The following is a 21528-nucleotide window of genomic DNA, read 5'->3' as shown; positions in this document are numbered from 1 at the left end:
GTGTATTTCGTCCGCACGGCCGGCGAGCAGGATCTCGGGAAGGTCCACGACCTGCTCGTGGAGACATGGCATGCCGCCTATGACCGGCACTACGGCGCGGCGAAGGTCGATGAACTGATCGAACTTCTTTTGTCGCCGGCCAAGCTGAGAGCGCGGTTGGCGAAGCGGCATTCGGAGTTCCTGGTGGCGGACAATGGCGAAGATATCGGCGGCATGGGTTATGCCGTCATGTCCGAGCAGATGACCAAGACCGTTCTTCTGCATATGCTCTATGTCCGCCCCTCACTGCAGCGCAACGGCATCGGTCGCGATATCTTCGCCGAGCTCGAAACCTGCTTTCCGGACGCCGAGGTCATGCGGCTTGATGTCGAGCCTGAGAATGCCGAAGCGATCGCCTTCTACGAGGCCCACGGTTTTGCCGAAGTCGGCCGCAACGAGAATGCTGGCCCGGGACAGTCGGGCATTCCGGCGTTGGTATTTGAGAAGCGGCTGGCAAGCCACTAAATGGATCGAAAGAATTTGACCACGAAAGGAACCGATCTGTTGATCCGCGAAGCCCGCGAGGGCGACCTTTCGGCTTTGATAGCGCTCTTCGCCGCCGATGGCCTCGGCGGTCATGGCGATACTAACGATCTGGCGGCTTATGACGATTACCTGAGTGCTTTTCGCACCATCCAATCTTCGCCGGACCAGACGCTCTATGTCGCCGAACTCAGCGGCGAGGTCGCCGGCACGTTCCAGACCATGATCACGACATCGCTGACTGGCCGCGGTTCTTCCTCGATGATCATCGAAGCCGTTCAGACGCGCTCGGATCTGCGCGGGCAGGGGATTGGTGCCGCGATGATCAATTTTTGCATCGCCGAGGCAAAAGGCCGCGGCGTGCGGTTGGTGCAGCTTACCTCGAACGCCCTTCGCAAGGATGCCCATCGTTTCTATGAGAGATTGGGTTTCAGGCCGAGCCATCTCGGCTTCAAGATGGCCTTGAAATGAAGCGCGTTTCCCATGCGAATCTCTGGACAATCGGTTTGTCAGGCGGCATAAGCAAACGATCGAATTCTGGTTTCGCCTGCTCCCAACGGGCACAAGGATAAAGACATGTGGAATTTACTCGTGCAAACCTTCACGTGGTGGAATGGTCAGACGATGGGCACCCGCTTTGCGACCTGGCGGTTCGGCAAGCGTGTTGGCGAGGATGAATTCGGCAATGTCTATTATGAAGGCGGCATGTCCTCTTACGGCCTCCCGAAGCGCTGGGTGATCTACAAGGGATATGCCGAAGCTTCGGCCATTCCTCCGGGCTGGCATGGCTGGATGCACCACCGCACCGACGTTCCGCCGACCAAGGATAATTACGTCGCCAAGGAATGGGAAAAGGATCATCGCGCCAACCAGACCGGCTCGCCGCAGGCCTATCGTCCGCCGGGTTCGCTCGCCGTTGCCGGCGAACGTCCGCGCGTCACCGGCGACTACGATGCCTGGACCCCGGGCAACTGAGCATAGAAGGCCGGCCCGTCCTTTGGCCACAATTGACCTTTAGGCGCAGTACATGCCGGCTCGTGCTCGGCGCTTTGACCGAGACCAAGCGGAGATTGGCGGATATGACGTTTTTCACGCGGAGCGCTTCTTTGCGTGCGATATCGGGAGTAGCGCTTGCCCTTGCTGCGGGCGTTCTGTTGCCGCCATCCGCCGAAGCGGCCCGCATCTCCAACCCCGTCGCCGTCTTCTCCGGCCTCGACAAGATCACCGGCCGCATCACCACCTTCGATGTCTACATCAACGAGACCGTGCAGTTCGGCGCCCTCCAGGTGACGCCGAAGGCTTGCTATTCGCGTGACGATACCGAGCAGCAGAAGGTCGACGGCTTTGTCGAGGTGGACGAGATCACCCTCGACCGCCGCATCCGCCGCATCTTCACCGGCTGGATGTTCGCCGACAGCCCGGGCCTCAACGCCGTCGAACATCCGATCTATGACGTCTGGCTGAAAGAGTGCAAGCAGAAGTCAGACATCCCGCCGCCGGATAGCGCCGGCGCCAAGTAAAGCGATTCTCTCCAAACATTGGTAATGCCGCAAGATTGGCTCACGAAAGCGAGGCTGTCGCGAGCAATCCTGCGGCAATCTGGTCAGCCGGCCTCTGTGCCAGAAGTGGCGGCTTTCCAAATAAAATGCCGATCGGTTTCGTTAGAGAGATCGACAACAATGCGCGAGCCATCCTTGACCCTTCGCCGTATGGCATCGGCGCGATCCGGATGGATTTTCAGCTTCGCCCCTTCATGCAAAGCCTGAAGCCGGGATCGTGAGATGCCGAACTCCGAGGCGAGAAGGCGGTCCAGACGCGCACTGATGGGAAGCGTGGCCACCAAATCGATTTCCAGCATTGTCCAGCTTTCCGGTTCGTCCAGCACCTCTTTTTGAACATCGGCATCGGCAAACTCGTCAATACGTTGAGCCTTGCGCCTCACGGCATCGAGATCGAATTCCCGCGCCCGTATCCACTCGCGATCGTTGCCTTGCATCGCCTCCAGAACAAGGGGATTGAGATCACGAATGGTCTGGCGCTCGAAGAGCGTCCGGTTCCATGTCTTGTCGCAGTCCGTGCATCTATAGACGAGCCAGGCATCGAGTTTTTTGCCGTTGGCGTTGAGCCTGATCTTGCCGCTGGACTTGAAAGGTTTGAGGCAACCGCATCCGCTGCAGGCGATCCACGGCTGAGGGGCCGTTCGAGGATTGATGGTCCATCGGACCTTCAGAATATTGCACATACCGTCTTGGTCTTCCGTTCGGAAGTTCACCAAGTTGGCGATAAGACAAGCCCATTACGGGCGCGGCGTGGCGATGTTTCGGACGGCTGAAGAGCTGAGACAGCAATGGCTGCGCATGGCGCATTTCAACAATGCCAAACCGGTCTCAGGCCACCACCCGATGAACGTGATCATACGTCCGGCAGCAATAATGCTGCCCTGACATACAGGGTGAAATTGGATGAGACCGGTATTTACGACGGCAAAGTGGAACCTCAATGCACCAACGCTCTTCATGTTGAGCGTTAGCAAATAAAACCACAGATTTAAAGCCGTTGATGCACGGAAAAGTCGATGACAACCTGCAGGAAGGGGAGCTTCGCTACGATCTTCAATTCAGTGCCAACGGCGATCATGTCCGTCATGCCATGGCGGCGATCCGGATTGTGGAATTTCAACCGCCTGAGAAGCTCAGATTGGGCGATTCCATCGCTTTCTCCAGCATCTTTGCGTATTCATCCTTCGGCACGTCGATCGCGCCGAATGTCCTCAAATGCTCGGTGGTGAATTGAGTATCGAGCAAAGTGAAGCCGCGCTGTCTGAGGCGCTCGACGAGACAGACAAGACAGATCTTCGAGGCGTCTGTGCGGCGTGAAAACATGCTCTCGCCGAAGAAGGCCGAGCCCAGCGATACGCCATAGAGCCCGCCGACCAGTTTGCCGTCCTCCCAAGCTTCGACGGAATGGGCGTGACCGATATGGTTGAGCGTCGAATAGAGCGACCTGATGGTCTTGTTGATCCAGGTGCTCGGCCGGCCGTTAGTCTGCTCGGCGCAGGCAGCGATGACGGCGTCGAAATCCGTGTTGAAACGAATATCGAAGGGCTTGCGGCGGATGGTCTTCGCCAGGCTTTTCGAAACGTGAAAAGTGTCGAGCGGCAGCACGCCGCGTAGCTCCGGTTCGACCCAGAAGATTTCCGGATCATCAGCCGATTCCGCCATTGGGAAGAGCCCGATGGAATAGGCGCGCAGCAGAATCTCCGGAGTAATGCCGGGATTTCTACCGCGCGGTCCTGCCATCGGTTAAGCCGAGCCTTTCGCCAGATAGTCTTCCAGCCAGTGGATATCATAATCGCCGTTGGCGATATCCTGGTTGGAAACAAGGTCCTGGAACAGCGGCAGGGTGGTCTTGATGCCATCGACCACGAATTCGTCGAGCGCGCGGCGCAGACGCATCATGCATTCGACGCGGGTGCGGCCGTGCACAATCAGCTTGCCGATCAGGCTGTCGTAATAGGGCGGGATCTTGTAACCCTGATAGGCGCCCGAATCGATGCGCACACCAAGGCCGCCAGGCGCATGGAAATGCGTGATCGTGCCGGGAGAGGGCACGAAGGTGCGTGCGTCCTCGGCATTGATGCGGCATTCGATGGCGTGCCCGTGGAAGTGCACATCTTCCTGTGTCACGGAAAGGCCGCCACCCGAGGCGACGCGGATCTGTTCATGCACGAGATCGATGCCGGTAATGGCTTCGGTAACCGGATGTTCCACCTGCAGGCGGGTGTTCATTTCGATGAAATAGAACTCACCGTTCTCGTAGAGGAACTCGATCGTGCCGGCGCCGCGGTACTTCAGCTTCCTCATCGCGTCGGCGCAGACCTGGCCAATCTTCATGCGCTGCTCGACGTTGAGCGCCGGTGAATTGGCCTCTTCCCAGACCTTCTGGTGGCGGCGCTGCAGCGAGCAGTCGCGCTCTCCAAGATGCACGGCATTGCCTTCGCCGTCGCCGAACACCTGGATTTCGATGTGGCGCGGCTTGCCGAGATATTTTTCCATGTAGACGGATTCGTTGCCGAAGGCGGCTGCCGCTTCAGTGCGTGCTGTCGACCAGGCTTCGATGACATCGGCTTCCGTGCGCGCCACCTTCATGCCGCGTCCGCCGCCGCCGGCGGTCGCCTTGATTAGCACGGGGTAGCCGATTTCCTTCGCCGTCTTCAGCGCTTCCGCCTCGGTCTTCACTTCGCCGTCCGAGCCGGGAACGACGGGAATGCCGAGCTGCTGCGCCGTCGTCTTGGCGGTGATCTTATCGCCCATGATGCGGATATGCTCCGCGGTCGGGCCGATGAAGGTAATGCCATGCGCTTCGAGAATATCGGCGAACTTGGCGTTCTCCGACAGGAACCCATAGCCCGGATGCACGGCGTCGGCACCGGTGATCTCGCAGGCTGCGACGATCTGGTGGATGTTGAGATAGCTTTCGCGCGACGGCGGCGGGCCGATGCACACGCTTTCATCCGCCAGGCGCACATGCATCGCGTCGGCGTCGGCGGTCGAATGCACCGCGACGCTCGCAATGCCGAGCTCCTTGCAGGCGCGCAGTACACGAAGGGCGATCTCTCCGCGATTGGCTATGAGTATCTTCGAAATCATGGGCATATGGCCTACTCGATGACGACCAGGGCTTCGCCGTATTCGACCGGGCGTCCGTCCTGAATGAGGATTTCGGTCACAACGCCGGACTTGGGCGCAGGAATCTGGTTCATCGTCTTCATGGCTTCGATGATCAGCAGCGTCTGGCCCTCCTTGACGGAGGCACCGACCTCAATGAACGCGGCAGCGCCCGGAGCGGGTGCCATGTAGACCGTGCCGACCATCGGTGCGCTGACGACGTTGTCCGGGTTGCGCGACTTGCCGGCGGGAGCAGCCGCAGCCGGAGCGGCGGGCGCCGCTGCAGCATAAGCGGGTGCTGCGATCGGTGCCTGAACATATTGCGGCGTGCCGGCGCGGGAAACACGGATGCGCAGATCTTCCTGCTCGACTTCGATCTCGGTCAGATCGGTTTCGTTGAGAATATTGGCGAGGTCGCGAATCAGCGCCTGGTCGATGCCCAATTTCTTTTCAGCCATGGATGTTTTGCCCTGTATTCTTGTTATTGCGTGATGGATTTCAGCGCATGCAGCGCCAGGATATAGCTATGGGGTCCGAAACCGCAGATCATGCCCTTGGCAGCGGGCGCGATCATCGATTTATGCCGGAATTCTTCGCGCGCGTGAATATTGGAGATGTGAACCTCCACTACCGGAATGGAAATGGCTCGGATGGCGTCATGAAGCGCGATCGACGTATGGCCATAAGCGCCGGGGTTGATGGCGATGCCGGCGGCGACGTCTCCGGCTTCGTGCAGCCAGTCGACCAGCACGCCTTCATGATTGCTCTGGCGAAAGTCAACAATGAAGCCGAGGCTTTCGCCCACGGATTTGCAATCGGCTTCGATATCCTTGAGTGTCTTGCCGCCATAGATGCCTGGCTCGCGCTTGCCAAGGGCATTCAAATTGGGTCCGTTCAGGACGAAAATGGTTTGCGCCATTAGAGGTTCCGTCAAATTGCAGCGCAACCTATAGCCTCCCAACGGCATATAGGAAAGCCCCCAGGGCAGAGTTGCGTTTGTGCAAGTGTGGAAACGCTCTGATTTTGGCGATTTTGCGCCTGATCCCCAAATCGGTGCGATTTAGGAGAGGATCAGGCCTGCTTCTAGATTCATTGCCTGTTGGGAGAGATGCTTGGCGCAGTGACGGCACCTAGGAACAGCATCCATGCCGAGATCCAGAATGTGCTGATCCAAATCGTCAGGGTCGATAGAATCCGATCGACCGCCCTCTCATTGTCGTGCCGCATTTTCCAAAAGGATTTCCACCGCAGCCTTGGCGGACACAAAAGGATCGGCGTTTCCATATACCTGCGACAAGAGAAGTGCCCCCTGAAACAAAATAGCGACCTGCTTTCCCAAGACGGCGGGCTCTGACACCTCCAAGCGCTCGCACATTTCAATGAAGCGCTGCTCGACATAGAAACCGAGTGCTTTGCCGCGAGATGCAATTCCCTCATGCTTTCCGACATATTCTTGCGATGCCTTTATCCCTAGGCAGCCTCGCCGATCCGCTTCCAGCATCATCCGGCGGCTATCAAAACAAGCGAGGATTTGTTGGTGGGCATCGCTATTGGCACCCATCACCGGGCCAAAAAATGCACTAGCAATGCCCTGGCCATATTGATCCAGCACTGCCTCGATCAAATCCTCCTTTGACGGGAAATACTTGTAAAGCGTGCGTTTCGAAATTCCGCTGTCGGCCATGACCGTGTCGATGCCGGTAGCGTGAAACCCGCCGTCGTAGAAACGATCAAAGGCCAGTTTCAGGATTTCAAGTTTCTTAGCCGGAACCGGCGCCTCGCCAGACATGGATGCTCCTTGGTGAAATATGCAGCACATCTACCAAAATTCGTTGACTCGGTAAACAGATCTGTTTTACATGCGGCATGTAAACAGAATTGTTTACTTTGTCGCCTTGACCTCCACTGCTCGCCGACAGAAGCAATCAATCAGAAAGGAACATCATGTCATTGAAGAACAAAGTCGTCCTAGTTTCTGGAGCAAACCGCGGCATTGGAGCAGCGACAGTTAGAGAGCTCCTGCGAGCCGATGTGAAAAAGATCTACGCCTGCGCTCGCAGTCTGGAGACCCTTCCCGATTTCGGTGACGCTCGGGTTGTGCCGATGCAGCTCGACATAACAGATGAGGGCTCGGTCAACCGCGCGTCTGAGGGTGCGGTAGATATCGATGTATTGTTAAATAACGCCGGCAGTCTTGCATTCAGCGACTTCATCACCAGCCCACACGATGCGCTCGACGCTGATATGAAGACAAACTTCTATGGGACGCTTCGCGTTATTCGCGCGTTTACCCCGCGGTTCATTGCCCGCGGTTCTGGGACGATTGTCAATGTCGTCAGCATTGTTGGGCTTGTTTCCGCGCCGCCTTTGGGTAGTTATTCCGCGTCGAAGGCTGCTCTGCAGTCGCTGACGCAGACGCTTCGAGGAACTTTGAAAAAATCTGGCATCGATGTCATCGGCATCTATCCGGGTCCTGTCGATACAGAATTGGCAAGGGACGTTCCTCTCGAAAAAGCCACGCCGGAACATGTAGCCACGAACATTGTCCGAGGAATCGAGAACGGCGACGTCTATATCTTCCCCGATCCGACAGCCTTGCAGATCGAGCATCTGTGGGCCAACGATGGGCGTCGGCTTGAAGAAGCCATGGCCATCGAGGCCTGAGCTTGGGACGACGAGAGTTTCCGTCATTCCATAGGTCTGCGTTAGGTTCTGTCTAACTGATGTGGCCACTTCTGGCTAGCAGAGCAGGTGGCATTTGCCACCTGCGGCGCCATCCACCGACTGATTCAATGGTTGGCGAGCCGCCGCTGCCGGGAGTAATTTGATGTATTGATCTATGGCGTTACGCCCGCTGCGACCGCTGCGTGCCCCTGCACCTTCTCAGAATGCGTAGCAGCGGCCATCATCGTCTGGCTCTGATAAAGCGAGCCCTCAACCCAAATTTAGCAGGTGGTCTTGCCGCAACTGCGGACATTGGCGATCTTTTGTTGAATGGCCTCGAGACCGATGGCGCCCGAGATCGTCTCGTCGCCGATGACATAGGCCGGCGTGCCGGTGAGGTTGAGATCGGAGGCGAGCTGATACGTGGCCTTGACCGAATCATTGTTCGGGCTCTTCGCCATTTCGGCGCGGATTGCCGCTTCGTTGACGCCAAGCGAGGTCGCGACGTCGATGGCGCTGTCTTCTGAGGCGCGGCCGTCGCTGCCAAGCAGCGCACGGTGAAACTCTGCATATTTTTCCGGAGCCAGCTTACGGAAAGCGTCGGATACTCTGGATGCGGCAACCGAATCCGGCCCGAGGATCGGGAATTCCTTCAGCACGAAACGTACGTTCGTGTCCTGTTTCAGCAGCGTGTCCATGTCGCCAAGCGCATGACGGCAATAGGTGCAATTATAATCGAAGAATTCGACGACGGTGACGTTGCCCTTAGGATTGCCGATCGTGACATCATCCTTGGAATTGAAGATGGCGTCTTTGTTTTGAGCGACAGCCTTAGCAGACTGGGCAAGGCGCGCTTCCTCCTGTTTTTTCTCGAGCGCCGCTTGTGCGTCCAGCAGAACTTCCGGATGCTCGACGAGATATTCCTTGATGAATTCCCCGAACTCCTTCTTCTGCTGGTCATCCAGCGCGGCTGCGGGCTGGACCGTGGCGAACGATGCGGCGATGGCGATCGCTGAAGCCGTCAGCAGGGTCTTGGAAAAAAGGGTCATCGGATCCTCGTTTGGGTAGGTGCGGAGACTCATCGTTTGGTTGGGGATATCACCGCGAGGTTAAAATCCACAAATGCCTATGTGCAATTTACGGTGCATGCTTATTTCCAGAAACAGGAATTTTCACGACAAAGCCGCAATCGCGGGATTGTGAACAGGCTGATATTGCGGCAATTGTCTGGCGCTAGTCCGATCCGAGAAAGAATTGACCTTGTTTTCCCTATCCAAACGCAGTGATGTCGAGCCCTTCCATGCCATGGATGTACTGGCGGAGGCGACGCGTCGGCGTCAGGCGGGACATGCCGTTATCTCGATGGCTGTCGGCCAGCCGTCGCATCCAACGCCGCAGGCGGCACTTGAGGCGGCACGCGAAGCGCTCGGTCACGGGCGCATCGGCTACACGGACGCTCTTGGCACGCTGGCGCTGAAACAAGCACTTGCCGGTCACTACCGAGTTCGCCACGGGCTGACCATCGATCCCGCGCGGATCGCGATCACCACCGGTTCGTCGGCTGGTTTCAATCTCGCCTTTCTGACGCTGTTCGATCCCGGCGACAGTGTCGCCATCGCCCGGCCCGGCTATCCGGCCTATCGCAATATTCTCGCTGCCCTTGGGCTCGATGTCCTGGAAGTACCCGTCACCGCCGAAACGCAATTCACGCTGACACCGGAAAGCCTGGAGGCTGCGCAAGCGGCCAGCGGCAAGCGGCTGAAGGGCGTGCTGCTCGCAAGCCCCGCCAATCCGACCGGCACGGTGACGGGCAGGGCGGCGCTAAAAGCGCTTGCCGACTATTGCGCCGACCGTGCGATCGCTTTCATATCCGACGAAATCTATCACGGCCTGACCTTCGTCGGCGAGGAGACGAGCGCGCTGGAGCTGACCGACGAGGCGATCGTCATCAATTCCTTTTCGAAATATTATTGCATGACCGGCTGGCGCATTGGCTGGATGGTGTTGCCGGAGCGTCTGGTGCGCCCGATCGAGCGCGTCGCTCAGAGCCTCTATATCTCAGCGCCTGAACTCTCGCAGATCGCCGCTGCGGCGGCGCTCGGGGCAGGGGCCGAGCTGGACGTCTACCGCGAGAGCTATCGCCGCAACCGCGATTTCCTGATGCGTCGCCTGCCGGAGATCGGCTTCTCCATCGCTTCACCGATGGACGGTGCCTTCTACGCCTATGTCGATGTCAGCCGGTTCACCAACGACAGCATGGCCTTCGCCCGCAAGATGCTGGCCGAAATCAACGTCGCCGCTACACCCGGCCTCGACTTCGATCCAATCGAAGGACACCGGGCGATGCGGATCTCCTATGCAGGCTCGAACGCGGAGATCGAGGAAGCGGCGGAACGCATGGCGGCGTGGCTGAAATAGAGTCTTGTATCAGAGATTTGCGGTGAGTTTTGAAAGTATTTTAGGAAGTACTTGAACTAAGGCTGCGAAGGCGCTGTGTGAGCACCTTACGGCAACACCAAGACGCATATCGACCCTATCCGCTACGGTCGTCCAAAACAAAAATCCGGCCGCGTTGCCACGGCCGGATTTTGTTTATCTCGTTCCAAACAGCAGTGTTCAGAAGAAACCGCGGCGCTGCCACCAACCAGCCTTCTTCGGCTTGGTCGGCTCGCCCTCGCCCTCGCCGCCTTCGCTCGTGCGGGTGGATCTGACCACCGGCTCGGAGGAGGAGACGTTCGACTCGCGGTTGGCGCGTGCCGGCTTGGCTTCGGCCTCGGTCACTTCGGGCTCTGCTGCGGCTATCGGTTCGACGGCAATGTCAAGATCACCAGCGATTTCTGCAACCGTTTCGGCCTCGACGTCAACCGCGGGCGCCTCTTCAGCGACCGGCGCTTCAACGGGCGACGCTTCTGCCTTCGGCTTGCGACGGCTGCGGCTCTTGGCGGGCTTCACGTCTTCGGCGACCACGGCTGCGGTCTCGACAGCCGCCATAGCCGGCTGGCTTTCGACGGCGGCTTCGCCTTCGACAACAACAATTTCGGCGACGGTTACAGCGACATCGTCTTCGCCGTCATCCTCATCGTCAGCACCTTCGTCGGAACCGGCTGCTTCGCTGCCGGCGGCCAATTCATTGCCCTCACCGTCCCGGTTGCGGCGGCCACCACGCTTGCCGCGGCGGCGGCGCTTGCGCTTCTGCTGACCATCGTCGCTGGACACGGCAGAGACCTCGCTGCTGCCGCTATTGTCGTCCTCGTCGCCTTCATCAGCGTCCTCGTCACCATCCTCTCGGGAGGTGTCGGCCGACTCGGAAGCTACCTGGGCGTCACTGCCACGACCGCGACGGCGGCGGCGGCGCTTGCGCTTGCGGCCGCCTTCATTGGTTTCGGAGCGGGCGACCGGCTGCTGCTCGACGCTAGCGGCCTTTTCTTCGAGCTCTTCGTCTTCGTCCTCGTCGGCCTCGATGACGATATCGTCGTCCTCATCCTCCGGAATGGCGGCGAAGTTGAACAGAGATTCGATCTTCACCGGATTTTCCACCGGCTCGCCGCGGTCGATCGCAAAATGCTGAGTGCCGACGGCATTGTCGGCGCCGATGACGATGGAGACGCCAAAGCGGCTTTCGTAATCGACGATCGTCTGGCGCTTGTGGTTGAGCAGGTAGAGGGCAATATCCGGCGTCGTACGCACGGTGATGTCGTGCGTCGTGTTCTTCAGCAGATATTCTTCGATGCCGCGCAGAACATGCAGTGCAACGGAAGACTGTGAGCGCACGTGGCCGGTGCCGCCGCAATGCGAGCAGATCTGCGTGGTGCTTTCGAGAACGGAAGCGCGGATGCGCTGACGCGACATCTCCAATAGGCCGAAATGCGAGATGCGGCCGACCTGGATGCGGGCGCGGTCATTCTTCAGGCATTCCTTCAGCTTCTTCTCGACTGCGCGGTTATTGCGCTTTTCTTCCATGTCGATGAAGTCGATGACGATCAAGCCGGCAAGGTCACGCAGGCGCAGCTGGCGCGCGATTTCTTCCGCTGCTTCCAGATTGGTCTGCAGGGCGGTATCTTCGATCGAGTGTTCACGCGTTGAACGGCCGGAGTTGACGTCGATCGAAACCAGCGCTTCCGTCTGGTTCATGATCAAATAGCCGCCGGAGCGCAACGTCACCTGCGGCTGCAGCATGCGGTCGAGCTGTGCCTCGATGCCGGAGCGCGAGAAGATCGGATGAATGTCGCGATAGGGCTGAACCACCTTGGCGTGGCTCGGCATCAGCATCTTCATGAAGTCTTTTGCTTCACGGTAGCCTTCTTCACCGGCCACGATGATTTCGCTGATGTCCTTGTTGTAGAGGTCGCGGATCGAGCGCTTGATCAGGCTGCCTTCTTCGTAGACGAGGCAAGGTGCTGTCGAAGCGAGCGTCAGGGTGCGGACGTTTTCCCACAGGCGCATCAGATATTCGAAGTCGCGCTTGACTTCGACCTTGGTGCGGTTGGCACCGGCGGTGCGCAGGATGACGCCCATGCCCTGCGGCACTTCGAGCATCTTTGCGATTTCCTTGAGGCGCTTGCGGTCCTGCGGATTGGTGATCTTGCGGGAGATGCCGCCGCCACGCGCCGTGTTCGGCATCAGGACCGAATAGCGGCCGGCAAGCGAGAGATAGGTGGTCAGCGCCGCACCCTTGTTGCCGCGCTCTTCCTTGGCGACCTGCACCAACAGGATCTGCCGGCGCTTGATGACTTCCTGGATGCGATACTGCTTGCGCGGCTTGCGCTGTACGCGATCCGGAACTTCTTCCATCGCGTCTTCGGCGCCGACGGATTCGATCACTTCTTCTTCCTGGTCGTGATCATCGTCGTCGTCATCGTCATGACGGCGCTTGGAAACGTCGACGTCTTCGGAAATCGAGTCGGTTTCGACCATCGCGGCCATTTCGCCGGACGGGCCTTCTTCGTCCTCGCTGGGTGCGTCGACCGTTGCTGTCGCTTCGACTGCCGGCGCCTCGTCGGCAGGAGCTTCCGCAACCACCTTCTTGCGGCTGCGGCGCGGCTTGGCCTTCTTTACCGGAGCCTCTTCTTCGGCGGGAGCCGCTACCTCGAGGGCAGGGGCCTCTTGCGCAATATCGGCTTCGGCTTCGTCCTTATGGACGATGCCGATGTCAGGCTGTTCCTGCTGGGAAAGATCGAGCGCGGTTTCGACATGTTCGACATCGTCGTCGCGGCGATGCTCTTCGGCTTCCGCCTTCAAGAGCGCCTGCCGGTCGGCGAGCGGGATCTGGTAGTAGTCAGGATGGATTTCGGCAAAGGCCAGGAATCCATGCCGGTTGCCGCCGTAATCCACGAAGGCGGCCTGTAGCGAGGGCTCGACCCTCGTCACCTTGGCGAGATAGATGTTGCCGCGGATTTGCTTCTTGTGCTGCGACTCGAAGTCAAATTCTTCTATGCGGTTCCCGCGAACGACAACAACACGCGTCTCTTCCTCGTGAGACGCATCGATAAGCATTTTGTCTGCCATGAAAGCTGTGCTCCTCGGCGCCCGCATGCGGAAAGGGGCCCGCCTGTCGCTAGGACAGGCTGGATGCAATCCACCATTGCTGCACCGGATAATGAAAGTCGCGATTGGTTGTTTTGCGATGACAGCAGCCAGACAACGGCCGGGACATCAGTTCCCCGGGGTCTGTTCACTTCCTGAAAAAGCTGCTGCGGTACCATCCGTAACCAAACGAGATCGACAATGCCTAAGACCCAACAAACGGGTCCGATGAATGTGCTCTCTAAAGAGCGTTTGGTGGCTCTCCACCGATGAATTTCCCGCGCAAACCGGAAATTCAGATATCCAGTATAGGAGCAGAAGCACTGGAGACGGCGGATGACGGCCGCTTATGGCGCCTAGTACTCGAGGCGGCTGCCTTTGCGGCGACTCTATCCCGTCAACACTTCTACCCTAATATGCGTTGTATGTTTTATCTGTCACAATAGCAAGGGGAAAGCCAAGTATGCCATAATATTGATGGATTCGTCGTATGATGAAGGTGCGGGGACGGCGTTTCCGATTCTTCTCCCGGCGCGCCATCACATCGGCACTATCGCGTCATCCGTGGTTTTCCCGTTATTTTTGGACTTCAAAAACAGCGTCAGAATCAATATGGGGCGCGGTGGGCAGTTGTTAAAGGGATTGCGGCATGCGACGGAGAATGGCGTGAGGGCTTTGCGAATTGCAGCAGTGGCCCTCACAATGATGGCTCTTCCAATTCTTTCGCCGCCTGCGGCGGCTGTGGCCGCAGCCGATCCGTTGCTCGCCTATGGCGCACGCATCGCCGGCGACGATGCTCGCACGCGAATCGTCATCGATTTGGACCGCGAGCCGACGTTCTCGGTCCATTATCTCGACAACCCCGTGCGCATCATCATCGACCTTCCGGCAACCGCCTTCGGCTTTCCGGCTGCTGATCTGAAGCCGATCGGCCTCTTCAAGGATATACGCTACGGCACCATGGATGAGGACAGCGCGCGCATCGTGCTGACCGCGACCAAGCCGGTGAAGCTGGTCATGGCCAAGGTGCAACCCGACGAAAGCGGCAAGGGGCATCGCCTTGTCCTCGACGCCGAGATGCTGCCTGCCGGGCAATTTGCTGACCTTATCAAGCAGCAGAGCTGGACCAACGATGACACGGCAAAGGATGTCGGTCCGGTGGCGCCGATCGAAAAGGCTGATCCGAGCACGTTCCTCGTAGCTGTCGACGCCGGTCACGGCGGTATAGACGCCGGCGCGACAGCCAGCGACGGCGTCACGCAGGAAAAGGAAATCACGCTCACCTTCGCCAAGCTCCTGGCTGACAAATTGAACGCCCAACCCGGCATCAAGGCCTTCCTGACTCGCGACAAGGATGAATATCTGTCGCTGTCGGAGCGGGTGACCATCGCCCGGCAGAACCATGCCTCGCTGTTCATCTCGCTGCATGCCGACACGCTGAAGCAGAAGGATATCCGAGGAGCCACGGTCTACACGATCTCCGACAAGGCCTCCGACAAGCTCGCAGGTGAAGTCGCCGACCGCGAGAACAATTCCGATCAGCTCGCCGGTGCCGAGACGCAGACCCAGCCTGCGGCCGTCGCCGACATCCTGATGGATTTGACGCGGCGTGAGACGCAGGCGTTTTCCATATCGCTGGCGCAGGATGTGCTGACCTCGTTCAATGGCCAGATCTCTATGATCAACAATCCGCATCGCCATGCCGGCTTCCGGGTGCTGCAGGCGCCCGATGTTCCCTCCATTCTGCTCGAACTTGGCTTCCTTTCGAACAAGGATGATGAGAAGCTGCTGCTCGATCCCGATTGGCGGCAGAAATTGGCCGACCGGCTGACCGATGCCGTGAAACAATACCGCGCTTCGACCATTGCGAACGGCGGCTGAGAATGTGGACGGTGAGCGCCGTTCGTGTCTTCCATGTAACAGCCACTGCTTATGGGCTGGGATGAAGTGAGGAATACTGGCGGTGAGCCCTATTTTGCTCACATTCCCGCCTTTACAGCGAAGTATTGTTTGCCCGCGGGCGGCATGCACGGCTTTGTGCCGTTGCCGTCTTGCATTAACACCGTGAGCGTGCAAAACGCCCGTGAATGTGCGATGGTCTCGCACATGCGCCGCATGAAGAAGAAGCACCGGTAGCATCATATGGTCAGACTGATTGGATATTTCTTTGGACTGGGCTGCATCCTCTTCCTGGGTGCGGCGGCTGCGGCGGCTATTTATCTGAGCGTCGTCTCCAAGGATCTGCCCGACTACGAGGTCCTCGCGAAGTATGCGCCGCCGGTGACGACTCGCATTCATGCCGGCAACGGCGCGCTGATGAAGGAATATTCGCGGGAGAACCGGCTGTTCTTGCCGATCCAGGCCATTCCGGACCGCGTCAAGGCCGCTTTCCTCTCAGCGGAAGATAAGAACTTCTACAATCATCCCGGCGTCGACGTCGGCGGCCTGATGCGCGCCGTCGCGGTCAACCTCCAGAATATCGGTTCCGGCCGCCGTTTTGTCGGCGCGTCGACCATAACCCAGCAGGTCGCCAAGAATTTCCTGCTTTCGGCCGACCAGACCTTCGACCGCAAGATCAAGGAAGCGATCCTCTCCTTCCGCATCGAGCAGACCTACAGCAAGGACAAGATCCTCGAACTCTATCTCAACGAGATTTATTTCGGCCTCAATTCCTATGGCATCGCCGGTGCCGCGCTCACCTATTTCGACAAGTCGGTGAACGAGCTGACCATTGCCGAATCGGCCTACCTCGCCTCGCTGCCCAAGGGTCCGTCCAACTATAATCCGTTCCGCCACCCCGATGCTGCAATGACCCGCCGCAACTGGGTCATCGACCGTATGGTCGAGAATGGCTATGTCAGCCAGAGCGACGGTGAAGACGCCAAGAAGCAGCCGCTCGGCGTCGTGCCGCCGAAGAACGGCCCGTCGCTCTTCGCTTCTGATTATTTCTCCGAAGAAGTCCGCCGCCAGTTGATCGACCAGTATGGCGAGAAGACGCTTTATGAGGGGGGGCTTTCGGTACGCACCTCGCTCGATCCGCAAATGCAGCTGGAAGCGCGCAAGGCACTACAAGACGGTCTCGTCGACTATGACGAGCGCCGCGGCTTCCACGGGCCGATCAAGCAGATCGCGACATCGCAGGACTGGGGTCCGGAGCTCGCCAAGATCCCGGCCTTTAGTGATGTGCCGGAATGGCAGTTGGCCGTTGTGCTCTCCGTTTCCGACCAGACAGTCGATATCGGCCTGCAGCCGGATGTCGACGCCGCCGGCAAGGTCGCGACCGACCGCAAGCGTGGTACGATCGCCGCGGCAGACATGCGCTGGGCTTATCGCTCCGCCAATGGCGGCAAGACGGCGAAATCGCCGAACGGTGTGCTGAACCCTGGTGACGTGATCTACGTGCAGAAGACCGGCGATGCGGATTCTAGCACCTATCGCCTCCGCCAGCCTCCGAAGGTGCAGGGTGGCCTCGTTGCGATGGACCCGCATACCGGCCGCGTGCTGGCCATGGTCGGCGGCTTCTCCTATGCGCAGTCGGAATTCAACCGCGCCACCCAGGCAAAGCGCCAGCCGGGCTCGTCCTTCAAGCCCTTCGTTTACGCAGCGGCCATGGACAATGGCTACACGCCGGCTTCGGTCATTCTCGACGATCCTCTCCAGATCACGCTCAGCAACGGGCAGGTCTGGAAGCCGGAAAACTATGAAGGTGAGGGCGGCGGCGCCCATACGCTGCGCTTTGCCATCGAGCATTCGCGCAACCTGATGACCGTGCGTCTCGCCGCCGATATGGGCATGCCGCTAGTCGCCGAATATGCCGACCGCTTCGGGATTTACGACAAAATGAACCCGGTGCTTGCCATGGCGCTTGGCGCCGGGGAAACGACGGTGCTGCGCATGGTTTCGGCCTATTCGGTCATCGCCAATGGCGGCAAACAGATCAAGCCGACATTGATCGACCGCATTCAAGACCGTTACGGAGCGACCATCTTCAAGCACGAAGAACGCGTCTGCGACACCTGCAACGTCAGCGACTGGCAGAACCAGGATGAGCCCGTCATTGCCGACAATCGCGAGCAGGTGCTTGATCCGATGACTGCATATCAGGTCACGTCGATGATGCAGGGCGTCGTCATTCGTGGCACGGCAGCCGGCAAGGTGAAGCTCAATACCGATGTCGCCGGCAAGACCGGTACGACCAACGACGAAAAGGATGCCTGGTTCGTCGGCTTTACGCCGAGCCTCGTCGCCGGCCTTTATGTCGGCTACGACACGCCAAGCACACTCGGCCGCGGCGCGACCGGCGGCTCGATTGCCGCGCCGATCTTCAACGAGTTCATGCAGGCCGCCACCAAGGATCAGCCGCCGCAGAAGTTTCAGGTTCCGGCAGGTATGAACATGATGGCCGTCAACCGCGCGACCGGCATGGCTGCACAGCCCGGTGATCCTGACGCCATCATGGAGGCCTTCAAGCCCGGCACCGGCCCGGCCACGACCTATACGGTCATTGGCGGCGGCGATGCCTCGGCGCAGGTCGCGCCCGAGGAAATTTTGAAGACCTCGCCGCAGGCCAACCAGGCGGTTACTTCAGGTGCGGGCGGTCTCTTCTGATCCCATCGGGTTTGTCCAATGATCTTGCCGCGGGGCTTTACAGTCGCGGCATGTATATCTATGTCACCAGCACTCTTTGAATTGAACAGCGGTTCACATCGAACGGCCGAATAAAGAAGCAGGATTATGCGAGCGGAAATCGAGAAAATAGTCGACGAAACCAAGCAGGCCATAAGCCTGCTGAGGAGGCATCTTTGACTGGGATCAGGCGGTAAGGCGACTGGACTGGTTGAACAATAAGGCAGAGGACCCGACCCTCTGGAACGATGCCGCCGAGGCGCAGAAGCTGATGCGCGAGCGCCAGCAGCTCGATGATGGCATCAGCGGCGTGCGCGCTCTCGAGCAGCAGCTTACCGACAATATCGATTTGATCGAGCTTGGCGAGGAAGAGGGCGATGCCGACGTTGTCCGCGAAGCCGAAGAGGCTCTCAAAGGCCTGAAGGCGGAAGCTGCGCGCCGGCAGGTAGAGGCTATGCTCTCGGGCGAAGCCGATTCCAACGATACCTATGTCGAAGTCCATTCAGGCGCCGGCGGCACCGAGAGCCAGGACTGGGCGAACATGCTGCTGCGCATGTATACCCGCTGGGCCGAACGCCAGCGTTTCAAGGTGGAGTTGCTCGAAGTCCATGACGGCGAAGAAGCCGGCATCAAGTCGGCAACGCTTTTGGTGAAGGGCCATAATGCCTATGGCTGGCTGAAGACCGAATCGGGCGTTCACCGCCTGGTCCGCATCTCGCCCTATGACAGTAACGCGCGTCGTCATACGTCTTTCTCGTCGATCTGGGTCTATCCCGTCGTCGACGACTCGATCCAGATCGATATTAACGAAAGCGACTGCCGCATCGACACCTACCGTTCGTCCGGCGCCGGCGGCCAGCACGTCAATACAACAGACTCGGCCGTGCGCATCACGCACATCCCGACCGGCATCGTCGTGCAGTGCCAGCAGGAACGCTCGCAGCACAAGAACCGCGCCAAGGCCTGGGACATGCTGCGCGCCCGCATGTACGAAGCGGAATTGATGAAGCGGGAAGAAGCGGCCAACGCCGAAGCCGCCTCGAAGACCGATATCGGCTGGGGTCACCAGATCCGCTCCTACGTCCTGCAGCCTTATCAGCTCGTCAAGGACCTGCGGACCGGCGTTGCCAGCACGGCCCCGGACGACGTGCTCGACGGCGATCTCAACGAGTTCATGGAAGCCGCCCTCGCGCACCGCATCAGCGGCGCGGCCGATGCAGTCGTGGACGACGTGGATTAGGAGCCGGACCTGTTTGATGGATGAAAAAGCCCCGGAAACGGGGCTTTTTGTTGGCTGAGATGCCGCTTTTGCATCCATGCGCAAGCAATTCTCAATCGGAAAACTGTTCCGCCAGTATCCGCTCCGACCATGATCGGTCCGGATCGGAGAGAATGCGCGCCGTCGTATCTTCGGTCTGGGCGATCCTGACGCTCACGACCGATTTGACTTCGGTATTGTCGGCGACGGCGTTGACGGGGCGTTTTTCCGCCTCCAGCACGGCGATGTCGATCGTCACCTTATTGGGCAGAAGCGCGCCACGCCAGCGGCGCGGGCGAAAGGCGCTGACAGGGGTGATGGCGAGCAGCGGCGCCTCCAGCGGCAGGATAGGGCCGTGGGCGGAGAGATTGTAGGCGGTGGAGCCGGCCGGCGTCGTCACCATCAGCCCGTCGCAGATCAGCTCCGGCAGACGGACATGGCCGTCGATCTCGACCCTGAGCTTGGCCGCCTGATAGGACTGGCGAAACAATGACACCTCGTTGATGGCGAGCGCGACGGACGTGCTGCCGTCTGCGTTGCGCGTGCTCATCTGCAACGGATGAAAGGCATTTTCGACAGCCGCTTCAATGCGCTCGGCCAGGCATTCGGTGTGGTAATCGTTCATCAGGAAGCCGATGGAGCCACGGTTCATACCATAGACGCGCTTGCCGGAGTTCATCGTATTGTGCAGCGTCTGCAGCATGAAGCCATCGCCGCCGAGCGCAACGACGATATCCGCATCTTCCTGTGGCGTCTGGCCGTAAAGGCGAATCAATTCCTCCCGCGCGGCTTGGGCTTCCGATGCGGTGGATGCGAGAAAACAAACAGATTGAAAAGCGCGTGACATGCAATGTCCTTTGAATAGCCATACTAGGTAATGATATTCACCCTATGCGACAAGACGTTTTGCAAAGACTGGTGAATCCGTAGGGATCTTTGATCTGCGGTACCAAAGCCAAACGGCCGATTTTCTCTTTACAGGAAAGAAAAATCTGCTACTTGGCATGCCGATGTGCCCTTGTAGCTCAGTTGGTAGAGCACCTGATTTGTAATCAGGGGGTCGCGGGTTCGAACCCTGCCGGGGGCACCATCTTATTTCTTGGCTTTTGATTTTGCTGCGTTTTTCGCGCTAAATCCCTCACCGGATTTAGGGTGAGGGGCTAGAATGTTCTCGAGCTGTTCTGAAACGATGCGCGAAGACTTCACGCCGAGTCGGGCGCGATCGGCTCCGCGGGTGTAAACTTCGGCTTGTTTTGAGTTCGCCCAGCCGAACTGGCTCATCAGTTCGTGAGCAGTCGCGCCGCCATTTGCGGCGAGCGTCGCCGCCAATTTCCCCACGCCGTGCTATTCTTCTGGCGGCGGTAGAGGCAAAGCGCTGGCAGAAGTTGAGCCGCAATCCATTTCGGGTCCTATCTTGCGCATGGCAAAACAATGGGAACGATATTGAAACATCCTTGGCTGACCGGTCCAGTAGCCATCTGAAATCATTATGTTCTGTCTGTCCCTCAGGAGCCGCCAAACGAACGCCTTGCCGAACAGGAAAAGGCCCACAATCGTCCTGAAGCCCGTTGGCCAGCTTTCCGTCTTCCCGAGCTGGAACGGTCTATAGCGCGCCTCTCACAGGATTATAATATTCGGCGGCTTGCTGAACCGAGCGGTGGCGCGACTGCTGCATCGCTTCAAGGAGAGGAACGCCCAACCGCGGCCCATGAGCCTAAAACTCTCCACGCTCCAGCCCGGCCATCGCCGCACGCCGCTTGACGATATTGTTGACCGATTTTGGATCGTCAGCGGCTAAGAGTGAAATGCTTTAAGGTTAGTTATTTTTTGGACGTCGGTCGGGGGCCTATCGCTTCAAATGGATCCATTTTGCGGTCGTATGGGGTGACACAGGGCAACTCAGGCAAATACGGTAATACAGACAGCCATCCAGATTAACGTCGTCCCCAGTGCCATCGCTCGCCTGGCGACGACGACTTTGTCTCCATCCTCCTCCGCTACAGGTGTGGTCACAATCCAAGGCACGGAACCAAGTGCTGCAAATCCGACGATAGCTATAACCATCACAAGATAATCGATTGTATGCCAGCGCCCCTGTTCATACACCCCCCAGTAACCCAGAAAGGCCATTCCCACTGCAAACATGGTGGCGGAGGCAGAGCAAAGCCCTGTAACGGACCCGGTAGGTGCGCGCATGTTGCTTTTTCCACGTGTTTGCGAGTTCATGACGCGATATCCACGACGGTTGGCTGTCTCACTGCAAATATG

The 21528-nt window shown here is 58.7% G+C and carries 20 protein-coding genes, 1 tRNA gene and 1 pseudogene; 10 read left to right on the top strand and 12 right to left on the bottom strand.

Features of this window, described 5'->3' with window-relative positions; all coding sequences use genetic code 11:
• From FHT86_RS08985 to FHT86_RS08970, 4 genes are all read left to right on the top strand, one after another.
• Nucleotides 1–504, top strand: a complete 504-nt coding sequence (locus FHT86_RS08985; RefSeq protein ID WP_133706474.1) for a GNAT family N-acetyltransferase — start codon at nt 1–3, stop codon at nt 502–504.
• A 15-nt stretch (nt 505–519) separates the two neighbouring features.
• Nucleotides 520–993, top strand: coding sequence for a GNAT family N-acetyltransferase (locus FHT86_RS08980; RefSeq protein ID WP_246779411.1), 474 nt, complete (start codon nt 520–522; stop codon nt 991–993).
• A gap of 105 nt (nt 994–1098) precedes the next feature.
• Nucleotides 1099–1497: an NADH:ubiquinone oxidoreductase subunit NDUFA12 gene (locus FHT86_RS08975; RefSeq protein WP_133706472.1), complete on the top strand. Its 399-nt coding sequence runs from the start codon at nt 1099–1101 to the stop codon at nt 1495–1497.
• Nucleotides 1498–1601: 104 nt separating this feature from the next.
• Entirely contained in the window at nt 1602–2042 is a 441-nt protein-coding gene (locus FHT86_RS08970; RefSeq protein WP_133706471.1) for a DUF2155 domain-containing protein, read from the top strand.
• An 83-nt stretch (nt 2043–2125) separates the two neighbouring features.
• Here the strand turns inward: FHT86_RS08970 and FHT86_RS08965 are convergent, their stop codons facing one another.
• From FHT86_RS08965 to FHT86_RS08940, 6 genes are all read right to left on the bottom strand, one after another.
• Nucleotides 2126–2764: a DUF1062 domain-containing protein gene (locus FHT86_RS08965; protein WP_133706470.1), complete on the bottom strand. Its 639-nt coding sequence runs from the start codon at nt 2762–2764 to the stop codon at nt 2126–2128.
• A gap of 433 nt (nt 2765–3197) precedes the next feature.
• A complete protein-coding gene (aat, locus tag FHT86_RS08960; RefSeq protein ID WP_133706469.1) occupies nt 3198–3821 on the bottom strand; it encodes a leucyl/phenylalanyl-tRNA--protein transferase in 624 nt (207 codons plus the stop codon).
• A gap of 3 nt (nt 3822–3824) precedes the next feature.
• Complete coding sequence (gene accC, locus FHT86_RS08955; protein ID WP_183868562.1) at nt 3825–5177, bottom strand: acetyl-CoA carboxylase biotin carboxylase subunit; 1353 nt, start codon at nt 5175–5177, stop codon at nt 3825–3827.
• A 5-nt stretch (nt 5178–5182) separates the two neighbouring features.
• Nucleotides 5183–5647, bottom strand: a complete 465-nt coding sequence (gene accB / locus FHT86_RS08950) for an acetyl-CoA carboxylase biotin carboxyl carrier protein (RefSeq protein WP_133706467.1) — start codon at nt 5645–5647, stop codon at nt 5183–5185.
• Between the two features lie 23 nt (nt 5648–5670).
• Entirely contained in the window at nt 5671–6108 is a 438-nt protein-coding gene (gene aroQ / locus FHT86_RS08945) for a type II 3-dehydroquinate dehydratase (protein WP_133706466.1), read from the bottom strand.
• 291 nt (nt 6109–6399) lie between these two features.
• Nucleotides 6400–6978, bottom strand: coding sequence for a TetR/AcrR family transcriptional regulator (locus tag FHT86_RS08940; RefSeq protein WP_133706465.1), 579 nt, complete (start codon nt 6976–6978; stop codon nt 6400–6402).
• Between the two features lie 155 nt (nt 6979–7133).
• Between FHT86_RS08940 and FHT86_RS08935 the strand changes: the two genes are divergently transcribed.
• Entirely contained in the window at nt 7134–7853 is a 720-nt protein-coding gene (locus tag FHT86_RS08935) for an SDR family oxidoreductase (protein ID WP_133706464.1), read from the top strand.
• A gap of 281 nt (nt 7854–8134) precedes the next feature.
• On the opposite strand, the gene FHT86_RS08930 is transcribed toward FHT86_RS08935, so the two are convergent.
• Nucleotides 8135–8902: a DsbA family protein gene (locus FHT86_RS08930; RefSeq protein WP_133706463.1), complete on the bottom strand. Its 768-nt coding sequence runs from the start codon at nt 8900–8902 to the stop codon at nt 8135–8137.
• 211 nt (nt 8903–9113) lie between these two features.
• Here FHT86_RS08930 and FHT86_RS08925 point away from each other — a divergent pair, with 211 nt between their 5' ends.
• On the top strand, nt 9114–10271 hold the full coding sequence (locus tag FHT86_RS08925; protein WP_133707114.1) for a pyridoxal phosphate-dependent aminotransferase: 1158 nt from the start codon (nt 9114–9116) through the stop codon (nt 10269–10271).
• 198 nt (nt 10272–10469) lie between these two features.
• Here FHT86_RS08925 and FHT86_RS08920 read toward each other — a convergent pair whose 3' ends face one another.
• Nucleotides 10470–13358 (bottom strand): ribonuclease E/G, encoded by a 2889-nt coding sequence (locus tag FHT86_RS08920; protein WP_133706462.1) that lies wholly within the window; start codon nt 13356–13358, stop codon nt 10470–10472.
• Nucleotides 13359–14081: 723 nt separating this feature from the next.
• On the opposite strand from FHT86_RS08920, the gene FHT86_RS08915 reads away from it, so the two are divergent.
• From FHT86_RS08915 to prfB, 3 genes are all read left to right on the top strand, one after another.
• Nucleotides 14082–15257 (top strand): N-acetylmuramoyl-L-alanine amidase, encoded by a 1176-nt coding sequence (locus FHT86_RS08915; RefSeq protein ID WP_409527584.1) that lies wholly within the window; start codon nt 14082–14084, stop codon nt 15255–15257.
• Between the two features lie 261 nt (nt 15258–15518).
• The gene (locus FHT86_RS08910) at nt 15519–17984 is read left to right on the top strand and encodes a penicillin-binding protein 1A (protein WP_133706460.1); all 2466 of its coding nucleotides are present in this window, start codon (nt 15519–15521) and stop codon (nt 17982–17984) included.
• 126 nt (nt 17985–18110) lie between these two features.
• A protein-coding gene (gene prfB, locus FHT86_RS08905; RefSeq protein ID WP_133706459.1) for a peptide chain release factor 2 occupies nt 18111–19242 on the top strand; the annotation gives its coding sequence in 2 pieces (ribosomal slippage) (nt 18111–18179 and nt 18181–19242; 1131 coding nt in all).
• A 91-nt stretch (nt 19243–19333) separates the two neighbouring features.
• Here the strand turns inward: prfB and FHT86_RS08900 are convergent.
• Entirely contained in the window at nt 19334–20107 is a 774-nt protein-coding gene (locus FHT86_RS08900; protein ID WP_133706458.1) for an NAD kinase, read from the bottom strand.
• Between the two features lie 167 nt (nt 20108–20274).
• Here FHT86_RS08900 and FHT86_RS08895 point away from each other — a divergent pair.
• A tRNA-Thr gene (locus tag FHT86_RS08895) sits at nt 20275–20350 on the top strand.
• Nucleotides 20351–20352: 2 nt separating this feature from the next.
• On the opposite strand, the gene FHT86_RS08890 is transcribed toward FHT86_RS08895, so the two are convergent.
• The 3 genes and pseudogenes from FHT86_RS08890 to FHT86_RS08885 form a co-directional block, all read right to left on the bottom strand.
• Nucleotides 20353–20589: a hypothetical protein gene (locus FHT86_RS08890; protein ID WP_133706457.1), complete on the bottom strand. Its 237-nt coding sequence runs from the start codon at nt 20587–20589 to the stop codon at nt 20353–20355.
• Nucleotides 20590–20863: 274 nt separating this feature from the next.
• Nucleotides 20864–21046, bottom strand: a pseudogene (locus FHT86_RS37925) (integrase); the annotation flags it as partial.
• Between the two features lie 113 nt (nt 21047–21159).
• The gene (locus FHT86_RS08885; protein ID WP_133706456.1) at nt 21160–21486 is read right to left on the bottom strand and encodes a hypothetical protein; all 327 of its coding nucleotides are present in this window, start codon (nt 21484–21486) and stop codon (nt 21160–21162) included.
• Nucleotides 21487–21528: the final 42 nt, after the last annotated feature.

This window comes from Rhizobium sp. BK313 (assembly GCF_014193655.1).
In the GTDB taxonomy this organism is placed as follows: domain Bacteria; phylum Pseudomonadota; class Alphaproteobacteria; order Rhizobiales; family Rhizobiaceae; genus Rhizobium.
Note: the sequence above shows the minus strand (reverse complement) of the source record. Positions and strands in the feature narration are given on the sequence as shown.